At 53.8% G+C, this 18,088-nt stretch carries 16 protein-coding genes; 14 read left to right on the top strand and 2 right to left on the bottom strand.

The window, feature by feature from the left end; all coding sequences use genetic code 11:
- Positions 1 to 34: 34 nt before the first annotated feature.
- Complete coding sequence (locus tag ACTHRH_RS22685) at positions 35 to 1,231, bottom strand: ROK family protein (protein ID WP_379288523.1); 1,197 nt, start codon at positions 1,229 to 1,231, stop codon at positions 35 to 37.
- 296 nt (positions 1,232 to 1,527) lie between these two features.
- On the opposite strand from ACTHRH_RS22685, the gene xylA reads away from it, so the two are divergent.
- The 7 genes from xylA (at position 1,528) to ACTHRH_RS22650 (ending at position 9,915) form a co-directional block, all read left to right on the top strand.
- On the top strand, positions 1,528 to 2,841 hold the full coding sequence (gene xylA / locus ACTHRH_RS22680) for a xylose isomerase (protein WP_440417754.1): 1,314 nt from the start codon (positions 1,528 to 1,530) through the stop codon (positions 2,839 to 2,841).
- 67 nt (positions 2,842 to 2,908) lie between these two features.
- Entirely contained in the window at positions 2,909 to 4,411 is a 1,503-nt protein-coding gene (gene xylB, locus ACTHRH_RS22675) for a xylulokinase (protein WP_440417752.1), read from the top strand.
- Between the two features lie 82 nt (positions 4,412 to 4,493).
- Entirely contained in the window at positions 4,494 to 5,687 is a 1,194-nt protein-coding gene (locus ACTHRH_RS22670) for a Gfo/Idh/MocA family protein (RefSeq protein ID WP_440417750.1), read from the top strand.
- Complete coding sequence (locus ACTHRH_RS22665) at positions 5,684 to 6,448, top strand: ThuA domain-containing protein (RefSeq protein ID WP_440417748.1); 765 nt, start codon at positions 5,684 to 5,686, stop codon at positions 6,446 to 6,448. The genes ACTHRH_RS22670 and ACTHRH_RS22665 overlap by 4 nt, the downstream gene beginning before the upstream one ends.
- 559 nt (positions 6,449 to 7,007) lie before the next feature.
- Positions 7,008 to 8,114 (top strand): Gfo/Idh/MocA family protein, encoded by a 1,107-nt coding sequence (locus ACTHRH_RS22660; protein ID WP_440417746.1) that lies wholly within the window; start codon positions 7,008 to 7,010, stop codon positions 8,112 to 8,114.
- 217 nt (positions 8,115 to 8,331) lie between these two features.
- Complete coding sequence (locus ACTHRH_RS22655; RefSeq protein ID WP_440417744.1) at positions 8,332 to 8,604, top strand: hypothetical protein; 273 nt, start codon at positions 8,332 to 8,334, stop codon at positions 8,602 to 8,604.
- 255 nt (positions 8,605 to 8,859) lie between these two features.
- A complete protein-coding gene (locus ACTHRH_RS22650; RefSeq protein WP_440417742.1) occupies positions 8,860 to 9,915 on the top strand; it encodes a CotH kinase family protein in 1,056 nt (351 codons plus the stop codon).
- Between the two features lie 60 nt (positions 9,916 to 9,975).
- Here the strand turns inward: ACTHRH_RS22650 and ACTHRH_RS22645 are convergent, their stop codons facing one another.
- Entirely contained in the window at positions 9,976 to 10,983 is a 1,008-nt protein-coding gene (locus tag ACTHRH_RS22645; RefSeq protein ID WP_144931908.1) for a substrate-binding domain-containing protein, read from the bottom strand.
- 268 nt (positions 10,984 to 11,251) lie between these two features.
- Between ACTHRH_RS22645 and ACTHRH_RS22640 the strand changes: the two genes are divergently transcribed.
- The 7 genes from ACTHRH_RS22640 to ACTHRH_RS22610 all read left to right on the top strand — a co-directional run bounded on the left by ACTHRH_RS22640 (position 11,252) and on the right by ACTHRH_RS22610 (position 17,612).
- Positions 11,252 to 11,584, top strand: coding sequence for a UxaA family hydrolase (locus ACTHRH_RS22640; RefSeq protein ID WP_440417740.1), 333 nt, complete (start codon positions 11,252 to 11,254; stop codon positions 11,582 to 11,584).
- Positions 11,581 to 12,741: a UxaA family hydrolase gene (locus ACTHRH_RS22635; RefSeq protein WP_379288506.1), complete on the top strand. Its 1,161-nt coding sequence runs from the start codon at positions 11,581 to 11,583 to the stop codon at positions 12,739 to 12,741. The genes ACTHRH_RS22640 and ACTHRH_RS22635 overlap by 4 nt, the downstream gene beginning before the upstream one ends.
- Before the next feature lie 190 nt (positions 12,742 to 12,931).
- Complete coding sequence (locus tag ACTHRH_RS22630) at positions 12,932 to 13,726, top strand: SDR family NAD(P)-dependent oxidoreductase (RefSeq protein ID WP_150959599.1); 795 nt, start codon at positions 12,932 to 12,934, stop codon at positions 13,724 to 13,726.
- A 94-nt stretch (positions 13,727 to 13,820) separates the two neighbouring features.
- Positions 13,821 to 14,030: a hypothetical protein gene (locus ACTHRH_RS22625; RefSeq protein WP_144931900.1), complete on the top strand. Its 210-nt coding sequence runs from the start codon at positions 13,821 to 13,823 to the stop codon at positions 14,028 to 14,030.
- Positions 14,027 to 14,413 carry a D-ribose pyranase gene (rbsD, locus tag ACTHRH_RS22620; protein ID WP_144931897.1) on the top strand — a complete coding sequence of 129 codons (387 nt, stop codon included), beginning with the start codon at positions 14,027 to 14,029 and terminating at the stop codon, positions 14,411 to 14,413. The genes ACTHRH_RS22625 and rbsD overlap by 4 nt, the downstream gene beginning before the upstream one ends.
- A 69-nt stretch (positions 14,414 to 14,482) precedes the next feature.
- Positions 14,483 to 15,256, top strand: coding sequence for an SDR family NAD(P)-dependent oxidoreductase (locus ACTHRH_RS22615; RefSeq protein WP_150959600.1), 774 nt, complete (start codon positions 14,483 to 14,485; stop codon positions 15,254 to 15,256).
- A 34-nt stretch (positions 15,257 to 15,290) separates the two neighbouring features.
- On the top strand, positions 15,291 to 17,612 hold the full coding sequence (locus ACTHRH_RS22610) for a glycoside hydrolase family 95 protein (RefSeq protein WP_440417737.1): 2,322 nt from the start codon (positions 15,291 to 15,293) through the stop codon (positions 17,610 to 17,612).
- Positions 17,613 to 18,088: the final 476 nt, after the last annotated feature.

The raw sequence follows: 18,088 nt of genomic DNA, 5'->3' as shown, positions 1-18,088 counted from the left end.
ACGAACGCAAGGGGAGATGGCAGAGGGGTACAGGTTATCGATCCATATAAACGTTCATCCGGTCGAAGAAATCCGAGACAGCTAAATGGGATGCCCCAAGAACGGCGGAATGGGTGCCCAGGCTCGAAAACTCGATTTTGGTGCGGTGGCGGTGGACCGGCAGTGTTCGGCTGTGAAACGCGTCCAGCATCGGCTCCTTCAGCCATTTCTCGGCAGTAGTCATCCGGTTACCGATGATGATCTGCTCGGGGTTGAAGGTGTTGACAATATTGGACAATCCGATGCCGATAAATTGTCCCACTGTTCCGAACATCGAAATTACTTCGGGAATTTCCTCATGGGCTGCCCGCAGAAGCACATCTAGATCGAGAGCATTTCCGCCGTCAACTGACTGGGCAGGAAGCGGTAGGGCCTCCGCCGATTCCAGCAGCGCATTCTCGGAAGCATACAGCTCCCAGCAGCCTCTATTCCCGCATTTGCACGGCTTGCCGTTAGCTTCGATAGTCATATGCCCCATCTCTCCGGAGAACCCCGAGGCTCCTCTGTACAGCTCTCCACGGATCACAATTCCGATTCCGATTCCTATCCCAATGCTGACATAAATCAAATCCGAAAATTTGCGGCCGGCGCCGAACTGCTTTTCCCCCATGGCTCCTGCGTTGGCTTCGTTATCCACTCTGACCGGACACCCGAATTCCTTCGTCAATACGCCGGACAGGTCGATTTCATCCCATTGCAGATTGGGCGTCATGCGAACGTGCCCTTTATTATCAACCATTCCGGGTACTCCGATGCCGATCCCGATAACTCCGTAAGGGCTGGGAGGGGAGCGGTCGATGACTTCCCGGATCGATATTTTAAGCTGGGTCAGCACGTTCTCTGTGGAGCGGTCGCTTATCTTGACGTTCCGTTCCAAGACAATATTTCCGTCCAGATCCGTAAGAACGGTCAGTATGTAATTGACACCCAGATCCACACCTACGGCATATCCCGCTGTTTTGTTAAACAAGAGCATGACCGGCTTGCGTCCGCCGCTGGACGGCCCGGTTCCGATCTCCTTAACCAAATCATTCTCCATCAGTTCATTTACGAGACTGGACACCGTCCCTTTATGAAGTCCCGTCAATGAAGATACCTGTGCTCTGGACAGCGGAGACTGACGGCGGATCGTATCGAGTACAATGCTTTTATTAATTTGTTTAACCAGATATTGATCTCCTGTTCGTTTCATAGAGCCTCCCGAATTATTTGCCAAGTCTACTAAAACAAATGTAACAATAGATGTTGAAAAGCACAATTAGAAATATATATTTCAAAAACTTAGTTCAATCGATATACAAACTTTCGAAAACCTGCTATGATGGCTGTAGATATAGGTGTATAACGCTTCAACCAGCCGAGAAATGAACGGCTTGATGAATGAACAGGCGCGGTCAGGCTCAAGCTTTTCCTGCAATGCGGGATGGGTATATCGGCTGGTAAAAACCACTGAAGAATAGGAAATCGCTTACAAGGAGGGAATGCAAAATGGATTGGTTCAAGCAAGTCGGCAGGATTAAGTATGAAGGCCGGGAAACGGGGAACCCGTTAGCTTTCAGGCACTATAACCCGGACGAAGTCATTGCCGGCCATACGATGGAGGAGCATCTCCGTTTCTCCGTCGCCTATTGGCATACTCTGACGGGTAATGGGAGCGATCCGTTCGGCACCGGGACGATGATAAGGAGCTGGGACCGTTATTCGGCGATGGACTTGGCCAAAGTGAGAGTGGAGGCAATGTTCGAATTCATCGGCAAGCTCGGAGTTCGCTACTTCTGCTTCCATGACCGGGATATCGCACCCGAAGGAGACACCTTGCGGGAGACGAACCGGAATCTGGATACCATCGTGGAGATGATGCGCGGCTATATGAAGAGCAGCGGGGTCAAGCTGCTGTGGAATACCGCGAATATGTTCCATCACCCCCGGTTTGTACACGGGGCAGGGACGTCCTGTAACGCGGACGTCTATGCATATGCGGGGGCCCAGCTTAAGAAAAGCCTGGAAATCGGTAAGGAGCTCGGGGCCGAAAATTATGTGTTCTGGGGCGGCCGGGAAGGTTATGAAACGCTGCTGAACACCGATATGGAGCTGGAGCTCGACAATCTGGCCCGATTGTACCGCATGGCCATTGACTATGCCCGTGAAATCGGTTTTGACGCACAGTTTCTGATTGAGCCGAAGCCCAAGGAGCCGACGAAGCATCAGTATGATTTCGATGCGGCCACGACGATTGCTTTTTTGCAGCGCTACGGTTTGGCTGACCATTTCAAGCTAAATCTGGAGGCCAACCACGCCACGCTGGCGGGCCATACTTTCGAGCATGAAATTTATGTGGCGCGCATGTACGGGATGCTCGGCTCGCTCGATGCCAATCAGGGGGATTTGCTGTTGGGATGGGATACGGACGAGTTTCCGACAGATCTGTACATGACGACGCTGACCATGGTCGAATTGCTTAAGAATGGCGGATTGGGCCGGGGAGGAATCAATTTCGATGCGAAGGTGAGACGGGGCTCGTTCGAGCCTGAGGATTTGTTCTACGCGCATATCGCCGGCATGGACTCCTTCGCCAAAGGGCTGAAAGCGGCGGCCAGGCTGATCGAGGAGCGCATTCTGGATTCATTCATCGAACGGAGATACCGGAGCTTCCGGGAAGGAATCGGGGAGCAGATCGTCTCCGGGAAAGCGACGCTGCATACCTTGGAGCAGTACGCGATGCAGAACCGCGAGATCCGCAACGAATCCGGGAGGCAGGAATGGCTGAAAGCGGCCATCAACGAGGTCATTTGCTCGGTATAATCGACAGCTTTAGTTATATAGTGGAGAAATAGGACGAAACGAATTTCAAGCCAGGAGAGCGATAATTATGAAATATGTTATCGGCATCGATTTGGGAACAAGCTCCGTGAAGACGGTGCTGGTCAGCCGGGAGGGGGAGGTCTGCCATGAAGCTTCGCGGGAATATCCGCTTATTCAGCTGCAGTCCGGCTACAGCGAGCAGGACCCCGAGGAGTGGGTTCGGCAAACGAAATTATGCTTGAAGGATCTGCTGCTCCGTGCGGCTGTTCCGCCGGAATCTATTGAAGGGATCAGCTTTTCCGGGCAGATGCACGGGCTTGTCTTATTGGACGAGGAGCATAGACCGGTTCGTCATGCCATCCTTTGGAATGATACAAGAACGACGGCCCAATGCCGGGAAATCGAGGCAAAGCTGGGTGACCGGCTGCTGGCGATTGCCAAAAACCCTGCTTTGGAAGGCTTCACGCTGCCCAAGCTGCTGTGGGTGCGTGATCGGGAGCCGGAATGCTTCCGCCGTGCCGTTACATTTGTGCTGCCCAAAGATTATTTGCGCTACCGGCTGACCGGTCAACTACATATGGACTACTCTGATGCGGCAGGAACGCTTCTGCTGGATGTGGGTTCCAAACGCTGGAGCGAAACCATCTGCGACAGTCTCGGTCTGCCGCCAAGCCTGTGCCCTCCGCTGATCGAGTCACATGCCTGCGTCGGGCATCTGCTGCCCGGGATAGCGCAAGAGACGGGACTGCTTACTGATACCCGGGTATTCGCCGGGGGAGCGGATAACGCTTGCGGAGCGGTCGGGGCGGGCATTCTGAGCCCGGGGGAGACGCTGTGCAGCATTGGTACGTCGGGGGTTATTTTGTCCTGCGAGACGAACCGTGATGCGGATTATCAGGGAAGGCTTCATTTCTTCAATCATGCCAAGCCGGATGCTTATTATGCGATGGGAGTCACCCTTGCTGCGGGTTATAGTTTAAGCTGGTTCAAAAACAATTTTGCGGCTAATGAGAGCTTCGGGGCTTTAATGAAGCTGGCGGAATCGGTTCCTCCCGGTGCCAACGGCCTGCTGTTTACCCCTTATGTAGCCGGCGAACGCACCCCGCATGCGGATTCGCTCATTCGCGGAAGCTTCATCGGAATGGACAGCGCCCACACGAAAGCGGATTTCGTCCGGGCCGTAATGGAGGGAATCACTTTTTCCCTTCATGAGTCAGTGAAGCTGATGCGAGCCGGAGGCAAGACCATCGACACAGTCGTGTCCATCGGAGGCGGCGCCAAGAGCGAGGTCTGGCTGCAGATGCAGGCGGACATCTTCGATGCGGCTGTCGTCAAGCTCGGGAGCGAGCAGGGTCCGGCTATGGGAGCGGCCATGCTGGCTGCTTACGGCTGCGGGTGGTTTTCCACGCTGGAGGAATGCGCCGCCCGGTTCATAACCCGGTCGAACAGGTATGAGCCGCGTCCGGAGGCGCGGGAGAAGTACGCTCGGCTATTTGATATCTACCAAGAGGTGTATGGAGCTACAAAATCATTGAACGCCAGGCTGCTGCCGTTCCGAAGGGGCCGTTAAATCTCGTTACGCTTGTTTTGCAGGAGTGAAGAGGGAGCGGGATCGTCCGCCCCGCCATATCATTTGGAGGGAGCTGAAAGATATGGAACTTATCCGTATTGGGATGGTGGGCTACAAGTTTATGGGGAAGGCGCACAGCCATGCCTATCGTGATCTGCCGATGTTCTTTCCGCACGCGATTAAGCCGGTCATGAAAGCGATCTGCGGCCGGGACCGGGACGCTGTCGGGCAGGCTGCACAGCAATTCGGTTGGGAAAGCTGCGAAACGGATTGGAGGGCTCTGGTGGCCAGAGGAGACATCGACCTGATCGATATTAATGCGCCGAGCAACGTACATAAGGAGATTGCGGTGGCGGCGGCCAGGGCCGGCAAGCACCTGTTCTGCGAGAAGCCGCTTTCGGTTACGCTGCCGGAGGCGAGGGAGATGCTGAAGGAGGCGGAACGGGCGGGAGTGAAGCATATGATCGGCTTCAATTACCGGTACGCTCCGGCCGTCCAATTGGCGAAGAAGCTCGTCAGCGAGGGACGTCTCGGGCGGATTTATCATTTCCGCGCGTGGTTTCTGCAGGATTGGATTATTGATCCGCAATTTCCGCTCGTCTGGAGGCTGCGGAAGGAGATTGCCGGGTCCGGCTCGCACGGCGATTTGGGGGCGCATCTGATCGATCTGGCGCATTACTTGGTCGGGGAGATTCAGGAGGTGATCGGCATGAGCGAAACCTTCGTCACCGAGCGCCCGCTGCCCGATTCGATGACGGGTCTAAGCGGGAAAGGAAGCCAGGATGCGCCCAAGGGCAAGGTGGATGTAGACGACGCCACCTTATTCCTCGCACGCTTTGCGAACGGTGCTCTGGGAAGCTTCGAGGCCAGCCGCATGGCTCCCGGACACCGCTGCACCAACTCCTTCGAAATTAACGGAAGTCTGGGAAGCGTCAAATTCGATTTCGAGCGGATGAACGAGCTGCAGGTGTATTTGACGGATGACGACGAAGATACTCAAGGCTTCCGCCGGGTGCTGGCAACCGATCCCGCGCACGCTTATATGGATGCCTGGTGGCCGCCCGGCCATACGATCGGCTATGAGCATACTTTCATTCACGAAGTGTTGGAATTAATGAACGCGATTCGTGAAGATCGCCAGCCTCAGCCGAATTTCGCGGACGGCGTCCGCTGCCAGGAGGTGCTGGAAGCGGTGGAGCGTTCGATTGCGGAACGGCGCTGGGTCCGCATGGCGGAGCTCTCGGAAGACGAGTTGGAGGAGGGCATAGATCGATGAAACGGGCTTTGATTGTTCACGGAGGATGGGAAGGCCATCAGCCCGCAGAGGTGGCCGAATTGCTGGCGCGGGAATTGAGAGAGGAACAATTTCAGGTACATCTCTCCGATACGCTGGACAGCTTTCGGGATAAGGAGAAGCTGGCCGACTATCATTTGATTGTCCCGGTTTGGACGATGGGGAAGATCTCCAAGGAACAGCTAGTTCCGCTGCTTGAAACCGTCGAGAGCGGGACCGGTATTGCCGGCTGCCATGGAGGGATGGGAGATTCCTTCCGCAATGAAACTCAATATCAGTTTATGGTCGGCGGTCAATGGGTAGCTCATCCCGGCGGGGACGGAGTTCATTATGACGTGGTCATCACGGAGCCGGAACACCCGATTATGCAGGGGATAGACGATTTTCACGTCTGCTCCGAACAGTATTATATGCACATAGATCCGGCTATCCGGGTGCTCGCCACGACCCGTTTCGGCGAGGTAGAGATGCCTGTTGCCTGGACGAAGAGTTACGCGTGTCCTTGCACTCACTGTGGCGCTACGTGGTCAGACCCCATGGCAGTTCGGTCCACTCCTCTGATTAGCAATTATTTATCTCGCCGCCCATACCATCCCTTGCCGCATCATGCGCAGCACCGGGGGCATGGCGACGATATCCGCCTGGTGGCCCAGCGAGCAATAAAAAACTTTGCCCGCCCGTTGGGAAGAAAAGTGCTGTTGATGTTCATCGGTATACCGGAGATTGTCTGGCGAAACGGTTGAAGTGAAGATTTATAGGGGCAGTGGTCTGATCAATGGGTGGTGCTCGATGTATCTGGTTAATATCCCCTTCGATCAGGTGGCGGAAAATAAGCGCTGGGAGCATTATGCTTGGTGAAAAGCACACGGAGAAGAAAGTTTGGAACTGGAAAAGCGGCAGCGGTCGCATCGTTATCTTCGGATTTCAACCTTCAATAATAAATTCCATAGAAATCTGAGGATAACAGCGATTTGGAAGTCCAACTTGCCTCGAAGTGCCGCGCCTCACCACATAATGAGCCCAACAGAGCGATTGGAAGTCCAAACTTCTCTCGAAGTGCCGCGCCTCACCACACAATGAGTCCAACGGAGCGATTGGAAGTCCAACTTGTCTCGAAGTGCCGCGCCTCACCACACAATGAGTCCAACGGAGCGATTGGAAGTCCAAACTTGCCTCGGAGTGCCGACGAATCACCAAATAATAAGTCCCACAGCGATAGCAAGTCCAAACTTTACGGAGTTCCTGAGAATGCTCGTCCATCGGACAGACACATAAGATTCCTTATAGGAGAGTGGTAAGTTCGTGGAAAAAGTCAAAGTCGGAATTATCGGCTGCGGCAAAATAAGCGGAATCTATATGCAAAATTGCCAATCCTACGATTTGTTGGAGGTGAAGGCCTGTGCGGACCTGGATTTGGAGAGGGCTCGTGCCAAGGCTGAAGAGTATCAAATCCCTGTAGCCTGCACGGTGGAGCAGCTTCTCCAGGATCCGGAAATCGAGATCGTCATCAATTTGACAGTCCCCCAGGCTCATGCGGGTGTCTGCCTGGCCGCTCTGGATGCGGGCAAACATGTCTATGTGGAGAAGCCGTTGGCTGTAACCGTAGAGGATGCCCGGCAAATCTTGGACAAAGCGAAGGAAACCAATCGGCTTGTAGGCTGCGCTCCCGATACATTCCTGGGCGGAGGAATCCAGACGTCCCGCAAGCTGATCGATGACGGCTGGATCGGCCGGCCGTTGGCCGCTTCCGCCTTTATGATGAGCGGCGGACATGAATCCTGGCATCCCGACCCGGAATTCTACTATTTAAAGGGCGGTGGCCCCATGTATGACATGGGACCTTACTATTTGACCGCTCTGATCCACCTTCTCGGACCGATCCGCCGGGTGACCGGTTCCGCCCAAATTTCCTTCGCAGAAAGAAGAATAACGAGCCGGCCCAAATCCGGACAAATTATTCAGGTAGAGGTACCAACCCATGTGACGGGGATTCTTGATTTTGCTTCCGGGGCAGCAGCAACGATGATAACGAGCTTCGATATTTTGGGAGGCTCCGCCCTTCCGAATATTGAAATATACGGCAGTGAAGGAACGATTAGCGTACCTAATCCGAATACTTATGACGGTCCTGTACGGATTCGCAGGAGAGGGGCCAAGGAGTGGAGCGAGGTTCCGCTAACCCACGGCTATACAAGCAACAGCAGGGGGTTGGGGGTATTGGATATGGCTTATGCCATCCGCAGCGGAAGAGCGCATAGGGCAAGCGGCGAGCTGGCCTACCATGTACTGGAAGCCATGCACGGGATACACGAGGCGGCGAGAGAAGGCAAGCACTATGCTATGAAAAGCCGCTGCGATCAGCCGGCCCCATTGCCGCTCGGGCTGCCGGAAAACATGCTGGACCGTTAAATGAATATGTGTACGTACAGCCGATTAGGAGAATCAGTCTCTGTAATCGGCTGTTTATTTTCTGATAGGAGCAGTGAAATAATCTCGAAGACTTTTCAGCAAAACTATTATCGCGGACGGATAATCTACTATTTTTTAAGAGTTAATCATTTTCCCCAATCCAAACTATGTCCGGATTCATAGATTATAGCATTAAGAGAAAAGGAGGTTATTCCGTATGGAGAAAATAATCTCGGAAATGGTAGAGCCGGAAGCTGAAATCAGCAGCAAATCCGGCGGCACTCGTGGAACGGGAGGCAAACGCAAATCCGGCGGCACTCGTGGAACGAGCGGCAAACACAAAAGTAAACACAAAAGTAAACACAAAACAAGCGGCACTCGCGGTACTCACGGCAAACACAAAACAGGAGACGAACACAAAAGTAAACACAAAAAAGGCGGCACCCACGGAACTCGTGGTACCCACGGTACTCACGGTAAGCACTGGTAAACGGCAGCTTGTTGCCCGTCAAGGATCAGATCAATCCGGACTGAGGAACCGCCGGCTAACCTGGCGGTTCTTGGGCATTGGCCGTTTCCCGGGATACCGACTATGCATACAGTGATTAGCAGAAGCCTATCTGACCAAGATAGGCTTTACTTAATTTTCCCTGCATACAGTCTCTAAGACATAAGAGAGCTGCTGCAGCTTTTACGTATGCTTGGTAAAATTCGCTGCGAGTATCCGGAAAAGGGTGAATGACTCATGACTATGCCGGTAAGACAAATTATGATCAGTGACAGCTCGTGGAAATGGCTGCATAAGGATGTATGGAGCGATCAGTTTGCTGAAGCCTTTTACAAAAAGTCGGGAAAATGGGTGCCGATTAAAATCCGGGTAAGAGGAGGTCATACGCGGACCTATCCCAAAAAATCTTACGAAATCCGCAGTAAAGGGCGCACCGTTCATTTGAACGCCGAATTCGACGATCCGTCGATGATCCGCAATGCCTTGTCCTTCCGTTTCTTTGAACAGATCGGGGTTCCGAGCCCGAGGACGAGCTTCTCCCTGCTGGAGATTAATCGGAAGAACAGGGGGGTCTATCTGGAAATCGAGGCGGTGGACCGGGCGTTCTTCAGAAGAAGGAAGATTCCGTTCCAATCCCTGTTTTATGCTACGAATGATGACGCCAATTTCGGGTTGATCAGCCCGGAGACGAATCGCAGCAAATCGTCACTTTTTGACGGGTACCATCTAATCATCGGCGGCGAAGAGGATCGAAACCGGCTTAAGTCTTTTATTTCCAATCTCAATTCTCTGGGCAAAAAAGAACTATGGACTTATTTATCTACAAATCTGGATATTGACAATTATTTGCGCTGGTTAGCCGGTGCGGTACTGACGGGAAATTACGACGGGTTTAATCAAAATTACGCTCTTTATTGGCATAAAAAACGCCGCTGCTTCCGAATCATCCCTTGGGATTATGAAGGAACCTGGGGAAGAGACAGCTACGGCAAATATTTCGGCAGCCGTCCGGTGCCGATTACCGGAAGAAATACGTTAACCCACAAGCTGCTGGCTTATCCTTCCGTGCGCAAGCGCTACAAAGCCATCCTCCGTCAAATCCTTAAAAGCTCTTTTACAACCAGAAAGCTGTCCCCTCTCATTAATCAGCTCCATGGAAGCATAAGCAAATATGTGGAAAACGACAAGACCCGCGAACATTCCCCGCAGCAGTTTCGCCGTGAGCGGAATTTTATTAAGCAGTATATTAAGAAAAGGAGAAAAGTCATCCTTGAGGAAATGGCCAAGCTGTAATAGCAGTGAACAAAGGGACGGCTCGTAATCTTAATGAACTGTAAGCGAGTGTCGGCTGCTTCATGACCGCTCTCTGGAGGAAGAGCGGACGATCAGCTCCGGGGGCAGAATGATTTTGCGGTAATCCTCCCCGGATTTGTCCTGAATCCGTTCGATGAGCAGCTGAATGCCCAGCGCCCCAAATTGATAAGCCGGCTGAGCCGCCACGGTTAGAAAAGGATCAATGACCGAGCTTTCGCCCAAATCATCGAAACAGACGACGGAAATCTGTTCGGGAACCGGAATTCCTCTAGCCCGCAGAGCACGAATAACTCCTATCGCCAAAAAATTGTTAGCCGCAAAGATCGCCGTAGGAGGATCGTCCAGTTGAAGCAGTTCATCCAGCGACGAATCGTCCGCGAAAGGCTTGTAGCCGAATTCCGCCACCAGCCGGTCATCGTAAGGAAGATCGTTCAGCTTGAGAGCTTCTTTGTACCCGGCAAGTCGATGGCGTGCGGTTGAGACCTGAAGAGCTCCGTTAATCAGAGCAATTCGCTTATGACCAAGAGAGATGAGATGCTCGACGAGCTTGCGCGCCCCATCCTTGCTGTCCCCGAGCACCATGTCGGTTTCGAAGCCGGGAACCTCCCGATCGAGCAGCACTAGCGGAATATTGTGCTTGCGGAGAGTGTTCAGATGCTCCAGAGAGCCGTCTCCCGCCGGGGCAAACAATACGCCGTCCACCCGGGCCGTCAGCATCATGTCAACATATTCCTTCTCCTTGATCAAGTTTTCATCACTATTGCCGAACAGCAGCTTATACCCGCACCGCTTGGCCGCATCCTCCGCTCCCCGGGCAAGCGTTGTATAGAACGGATTCGTAATATCGGTAATGAGAAGGGACAAAATTTTTGTTTCCTGCAGCACGAGGCTTCTCGCCATCGAATTAGGAACGTAATTCATCTCTTCCATGATTCGTTTGACCTTCATCCGGGTTTTTTCGCTGATGCGCCCGGTGTTATTGATAACTCTGGATACCGTCATGGCGGAGACGTTCGCTTTTTTGGCTATATCGTAGATTGTGACCACTCATTCTCGTCCTTTTACTTTAAGATTAACGATATTTTATCACACTGGGGAACTGAAGTTAATCAATGGCCTGCAATAACCCCTTTGATTATAGGCTTTTTTTCTAAGAGTCGCCAATACGTCCCTCGCCATTGAATCGGTTACGGCTGCAAGTGTCGGCTCCATTCAAGGAATTTTCGTTAACCCGAAAATAAGGATTGACAGCTCGAAGTGGTATTGTTATTTTGGAGTTATCGATAACATTCCAATCGAGAGAGGATTGATGATTATGGCAGGACCCATTCAGGCCGGAGCGGAAGCGCTGGTCATGGATGCCAAGGATCATGTGGCTACGGCTATCAAGGATTTGAAGCCGGGGGATCGGATTACGTATCTTGCGGCTAATGACGTTCATTCGTTAACCATTATGGAAGCGATTCCGTTCGGGCATAAGGTGGCGATTGTTCCTATCCCTGCAGGCACGCACGTCTGCAAATACGGAGAAGTTATCGGGCGGGCGACCGGTGACATCGCCAAGGGATGTCATGTTCATGTCCATAATGTGGAAGGGATACGCGGACGCGGAGATCAAGCACAAGCTGCGGGAGGGACGGGAGTATGAGTACATTTATGGGGTACCGGAGAGCGAACGGAGAGGCAGGGATACGCAACCATCTGCTGATTATTCCGACCGTAATTTGTTCTAACCAGGTGTGCAGCAGAATAGCTCAGCTAGTTCCGGATACGGTAGCGATTCCTCATCAGCATGGATGCAGTCAAATTGGTGCGGACAAGGAACGGACATTTAATGTTTTGGCAGGCACAGGCCGTAACCCTAACGTCGGAGGGGTTATCATTGTAAGTCTCGGCTGCGAAGTGGTGGACCCGATTGCTCTGGCGGAGGCCATTAAGGTTACCGGTAAACCTGTAGAGGTGTTTGATATTCAATCGGTCGGGGGATCGGTGAAGGCTATCCAGCATGGAACCAAGCTGGCGAAGCGGATGCGGCAGGAGCTGGACCGCCAGGAGAAGGTCGAGATTCCGCTCAGCGAGCTGAAGGTAGGGGTAAAATGCGGAGGCTCTGACGCGACCTCCGGACTTGCCTCGAATCCGGCGCTCGGCGTGGCTGCGGACCGTCTGATTCAACAGGGAGGCAGCATTGTCATCGGCGAGACGACGGAAATTATCGGGGCGGAGCATGTGCTTGCCGGCAGGTGCAGGACTCCAGAGATATCGGAGCAGCTATATCATATCGTTAACCGGTTCGAGAAGGAAGTCGAGCGGATGGGAGCTGATATGCGCGGGGGAAATCCGAGCCCCGGCAATATTGCCGGCGGCCTGACGACGATCGAGGAGAAATCGCTTGGCTGCATCAGCAAGTGCGGTACGGCGCCGATCGAGGGAGTCATTGAGTATGCCGAGCAGATTCCCGGCCAGGGTCTTTACTTTATGGATTCGCCCGGCAACGATATCGAGTGTGTCTCCGGAATGGCCGCAGGCGGAGCACATATCGTCTGCTTCACTACCGGGCGGGGCACGCCAACCGGATCCGCTGTCGTGCCGGTGATCAAGATTACGGGTAACAAGCAGATGTATGAGCGGATGACCGACAACATGGACGTTGACGTCAGCGATATGCTGACAGGAACGCTGAGTCTGGAGGAAGCCGGGGAACGCATCTGGGAGGAAATTCAGGAGGTCAGTCGGGGCAAGCTGACGAAGGCAGAAATACTGGGGCACCAGGAATTCAGTATTAACCGGATCGGTCCGAGCCTATAGCCGGACAGAAGCTTTTTGCCCAATGAGGTGTTGAAGCAAAAGGCAGGCGAAGGCGGAAGCATGAAGCCGGGGCTGCTGAAAGCTGCCGGGAAAAGCTTAGTTGATTCACGGAATTATAGATAAAAGCCCGCGACGATTGAGGGCCAGTATTCATGTTTTCATTGCTATACCTGCGGAAGGGGAGAATAAAGTGAAAAGATTGGAAAAGCGAATTGCGCTCGTCACTGGAGGCAGCCGCGGTATCGGAGAGGCTATCGTGCTTAGATTGGCTGAAGAAGGGGCGGACGTGGCCATCAATTATACGTCCGACCGGTCCCGCGAGCTGGCAGAAGCCATCAAGGCCAAGGTGGAAGCTCTAGGCTCAAGAGCAATGGTAGTGCAGGCCGATGTCGGCCGTAAAGATCAGGTTCTGGAGATGTTCGAGCAGGTCGAGCAGGAGCTTGGCGAGGTGGAAATTTTGGTAAACAATGCCGGAATTGCTCCGTTTGAGCCCTTTTTGAAGATAAAGGAAGAAACCTGGGACCGCACTTATAACACTAATGTCAAATCGATTTTCCTCTGCTCGCAGAGGGCGGCGGAGAAAATGGTGAATAAACGGTACGGGAAAATCGTCAATGTCCTGTCGACGGCCAGTCTGATGGTGACGAGCCCGGTCATTCCCCATTATCAATCCTCGAAGGCAGCCGCTCACATGCTGACCAAAGGAATGGCGATCGAGCTCGGCAAATATAACATTAATGTGAATGCGGTAGGCCCAAGCACGGTCGATACCGATATGTGTACCGATTATTTGGCCGATCCTTCTATCCGCCAGAAGGAGATTGAAGCGAATCCGATGAAGAGACTGGGTACGGCTAAGCAGATCGGTGACGCTGTTGTTTTCTTGGCGTCCGAGGAAGCGATGCAGGTGAACGGCCATTTGCTGATGGTGGACGGCGGATTGACTGTCAAAGCCGCGCAGCCGGAAGATCATATGGAAAGATAAGAAAGTCGTGCGGTGGGAGAATTCGCTGCCTATGGAGCGAGGCAGAAGGATATGGATCCGTTGATGGCGGCGTCTTTGAGAGGGAGGATGAAGGATGACGGCAAGATGGCAGTACAGGACGACAACGGAGACCGATGTCCTGGCGGATTGGGGCGAGCAAGGCTGGGAGCTGGTCAGTGTGGTATTGGTAGACGGGCGGGAAAAGCTCTATTTCAAGAAGCCCGCCCCATCCATACGCGAGCAGATTACGCTGGAGCAACGAAACCAGGTCATCGGTGGCGGCAAGGAGGATGAACGGAAATGAAGAAAAGCGGAATTCTCCATCCGGAATTGAGCCGGATTTTGGCGGAAACCGGCCACACCGACCTGATCACAATTAGCGATAAAGGATTCCCGGTGCCTACGTCCGTAGAAAGGCTGGACCTGGCGCTGGTGGATGATCTGCCCACCGTCATGGATGTTCTGCAGGCCGTGAACCGGGAGTTTATTATTGATCGAATCATCGTCACGGAAGAAATGCTTGCGGCCAGCCCTGAGCGCTTCGCGGCTATGCAGCAAATCGTTCCCGGGGTCGGCTGGACCATTGTGCCTCATGTCAGATTCAAGGAGATTTGTCCGGAATCCAGGGCTGTCATTCGTACAGGGGATACGACGCCCTATGCCAATATTATGATCGTATCGGGGTGAAGGGCGGTGAGTAAGCCGGAGCCCGTGCATGTGCGGTACATATTATAAACGGAGTCAGGAGGTATAACGATGAGATTGAAGGACAAAGTGTGTCTGATTACCGGATCCGGTTCGGGAATCGGGCAAAGCACCGCCCTGTTATTCGCCAGGGAGGGCGCACTCGTAATCGTTAACGATCTGGATGAGGAGAAGGGCCGGGAGACCGTCAAGCAAATTACAGCAGACGGCGGGGAAGCTATCTTCCAGAAGGCGGATGTGACGAGCCCCGAGGAAGTTAAGGCTATGGTTGCTCAGGGGATAGCCAAATGGGGAAGGATTGACGTGTTGTTCAACAACGCCGGCATCAGCGGAGTCGGCGCTCTCCATGAGGTGGAGCCGGAGAATTGGGACAAGGTGATGAGCATTAATATCAAGGGAGTATATCTGCCCTCTAAATATGTGCTGCCGCATATGATGGAGCGCAAGGAAGGCTCGATTATTAACATGTCTTCCTGTATTGCCGAAATCGGCTTGGCCCGGCGCGCTTCTTATGCAGCGACCAAAGGTGCGGTTCTGGCTCTGACGAAATCGATGCAGGTCGATTATGCCCCGTATAACATTCGGGTCAACGCGCTCTTGCCCGGTACGATTCTGACACCGTTCGTCGAGAATTATTTGCGGACGTCTTATGACGATCCGGAAGCGGCTATCGCATCGCTTAAGACACGCCAGCTCAGCGGCGAGCTGGGAAGGCCGGAGGATGTGGCCAAGGCCGCCTTGTTCCTGGCATCGGACGAATCGAAGTTTATGATGGGCTCTCCCCTATATATTGACGGTGGAGTCGTGTTTGGCAAAAATGCATAGGAAAGAGTTACTCTTGTAGCCGGGAGGGATTAGATTGCAAGAGGTTATAATTGACCCCGCGTTAAACAGGAACAGGCTTTGGTATCGTCAGCCGGCCGCCCAATGGGTCCAGGCGATTCCGATCGGCAACGGCAAGCTCGGCGGGATGATATTCGGCAGAGTGGCCGAGGAGAAAATCCAACTGAACGAGGATTCAGTCTGGTACGGGGGACCGATGGAGAGAGACAACCCCGACGCACCGGCGCATCTTGCGGAAATCCGCAGACTGTTGTTCGCGGGACGGCCCGAGGAAGCTGAACGGCTGGCGCGAATGGCGCTAACCTCGTCACCCAAATATTTCGGTCCCTATCAGCCGCTGGGCGATTTGAATTTATATTTTTCCGGCCAGCAAGGGAAAGTAGAGGATTACCGGAGAGAGCTCGATATGGATGCGGGGGTGGCCCGGGTCGAATATACGATCGGCCAGGTGAACTATACCCGCGAGCTGTTTTGCAGTGCCGTAGACGACGTGATGGTTATCCGGCTGCTCTGTGACAAGCCCGGAGGATTAACGCTCAGCGCGAATCTTAGCCGGCGGCCCTTCGACCGCGGAACGGTCTCGATTGGCGATGATTCGATCGCGATGGCGGGGCAATGCGGCCCGGACGGGATCGAATATTGTGCGGCACTGCAAGCAGTCAGCGATGGCGGAAGAGTGCGGGTTGTCGGGGATTTCCTCGCGGTTGAGGAAGCGGACTCGATTACGCTCTATCTCGCAGCGGCAACGACATACCGCCATGAGCAGCCGCTGGAAGTATGCCGCGGAAGGTTGAAATCCGCCGCGAATACGGCCTATCCAGAGCTGCGCAGCCGGCATGAGCAGGATCACCGTGCTTTATTCCGGAGAGTGGAGCTGCGGCTGGCTGATCCGGAGGATGCCAGCAGGAGGTCTTCCATGCCTACGGATGAACGATTGGAGCGGGTTCAGGCCGGGGAACCGGATCATGGCTTGATCGAGCAGTTTTTTCAATTCGGCCGTTATCTGTTAATGGCCAGCTCCCGCCCCGGCTCGCTTCCGGCCAATCTTCAGGGCATCTGGAACGATAATTTTACCCCGAGCTGGGAATCGAAATATACGATTAATATTAATACGGAGATGAATTATTGGCCCGCCGAGGTGTGCAACTTGGCGGAATGCCACGCGCCGCTTTTTGACTTAATCGACCGCATGAAGGCCAGCGGGCGCCGAACGGCATCCCGAGTGTACGGGGCTAGAGGCTTCGTCGCTCATCACAACACCAATTTGTGGGGGGACACGGCCATGGACGGAGCCATTCTCTCCTCCATTATTTGGCCGATGGGCGCGGCTTGGCTGTCGCTCCATCTATGGGAGCATTACCGCTATGGGCTGGACAAAAATTTCCTTGCGCAGCGGGCCTATCCCACGCTTAAGGAGGCATGCGAGTTTTTCCTCGATTATTTGGTCGAGGATGAGCAGGGCCGTCTGGTGACCGGCCCGTCCCTGTCGCCGGAGAACAAATATTTGGCTGCCGGCGGCAGCCAAGGCGTACTATGCATGGGGCCGTCGATGGATTCGCAAATATTGTACGCCCTCTTTACAGCGTGTATAGAAGCGGCAGAAATTTTGCATGAGGACGAGTCGTTCCGCCAACAGCTTCAAGCAGCGAGAAGCCGTCTCCCGCAGCCGCAAATCGGAAAGCACGGGCAAATTATGGAGTGGCTTCACGATTACGACGAACCGGAGCCCGGGCACCGGCATATTTCACAATTGTTCGCGCTCCATCCCGGGGAACAAATCAACGCTCGCCAGACGCCGGATTGGGCCGTTGCGGCGAGACGGACGTTAGAGCGAAGGCTGGCCCATGGGGGCGGGCATACCGGGTGGAGCCGGGCATGGATCGTCAACTTCTGGGCGCGGCTGGAAGATGCTGAGCAAGCTTATCAGCATCTCTATGCGCTTCTGGCCCAATCGGTGCTGCCGAATCTGTTCGGCAATCATCCGCCGTTCCAGATCGACGCCAACTTCGGCGGAACGGCCGCAGTTGCCGAGATGCTCCTGCAATCGCACGGAGGAGAGCTGCGGCTGCTGCCTGCCTTGCCGGCTGCATGGGCAGACGGCCATATCCGCGGCTTGCGGGCGCGAGGCGGCTTCGAGGTGGATCTGGAATGGGCCGCAGGCCGCTTGACCCGAGCCATCCTCCGCTCCAATGCGGGCAGCCGCTGCACTCTGCGCAGCGATCAACCGTTGGTGGTCCATAGCGCGGGGCAAATCATCAGCACAGTCTCGCCGGAAGCCGCCTTATATGCTTTCGACACGCAGGCCGGGAGTGAATACGAGGTATTGGCTGCCGAATAACGGGTTCGTCTGATGATGAAAAGTTCCTGCGGAAAAGGGTGAGTGGCTCCTGGGCGGGAAAATTACTGTCAAAAAAAGGGGAAATAGCTCAAAGACGAGCAAAAGTACATTAAAATCAGGCCCTTTTTCCAAAAAAGGGCGAAAGACGATCAAAAGTGCATTTCTTTTTGATAAAATGGAGCGATTTCGCCAAAATCGCTCCGAAGACCTGCACAATTGCTCTAGAATAAGTCACTTGGCCGCTTTTGCGGGAAAAGACATGCACAATTGCTCTAGATCAGGGCGAGACGCGCCTTTTCCGAAAAGACGTGCACAATTGCTCTAGATCGGGGCGTGGCGCCGCTTTGTCGAGGGAAGACGTGCACAATTGCTCTAGAATAGGCCACTCGCCGCCTCTTCCGATGGCGTAAAGTATTCTGTGTACCAAGATTTGGAGCCTTCACAGGCGACAAAAAAGTAGGGTATTCTCGGGATTG

Origin of the sequence: Paenibacillus sp. SAFN-117, assembly GCF_051966115.1 — a bacterium.
GTDB lineage: Bacteria > Bacillota > Bacilli > Paenibacillales > NBRC-103111 > Paenibacillus_L > Paenibacillus_L residui.
The sequence above is the reverse complement of the archived record's forward strand: the minus strand, read 5'-3'. Positions and strand labels throughout refer to the sequence as shown.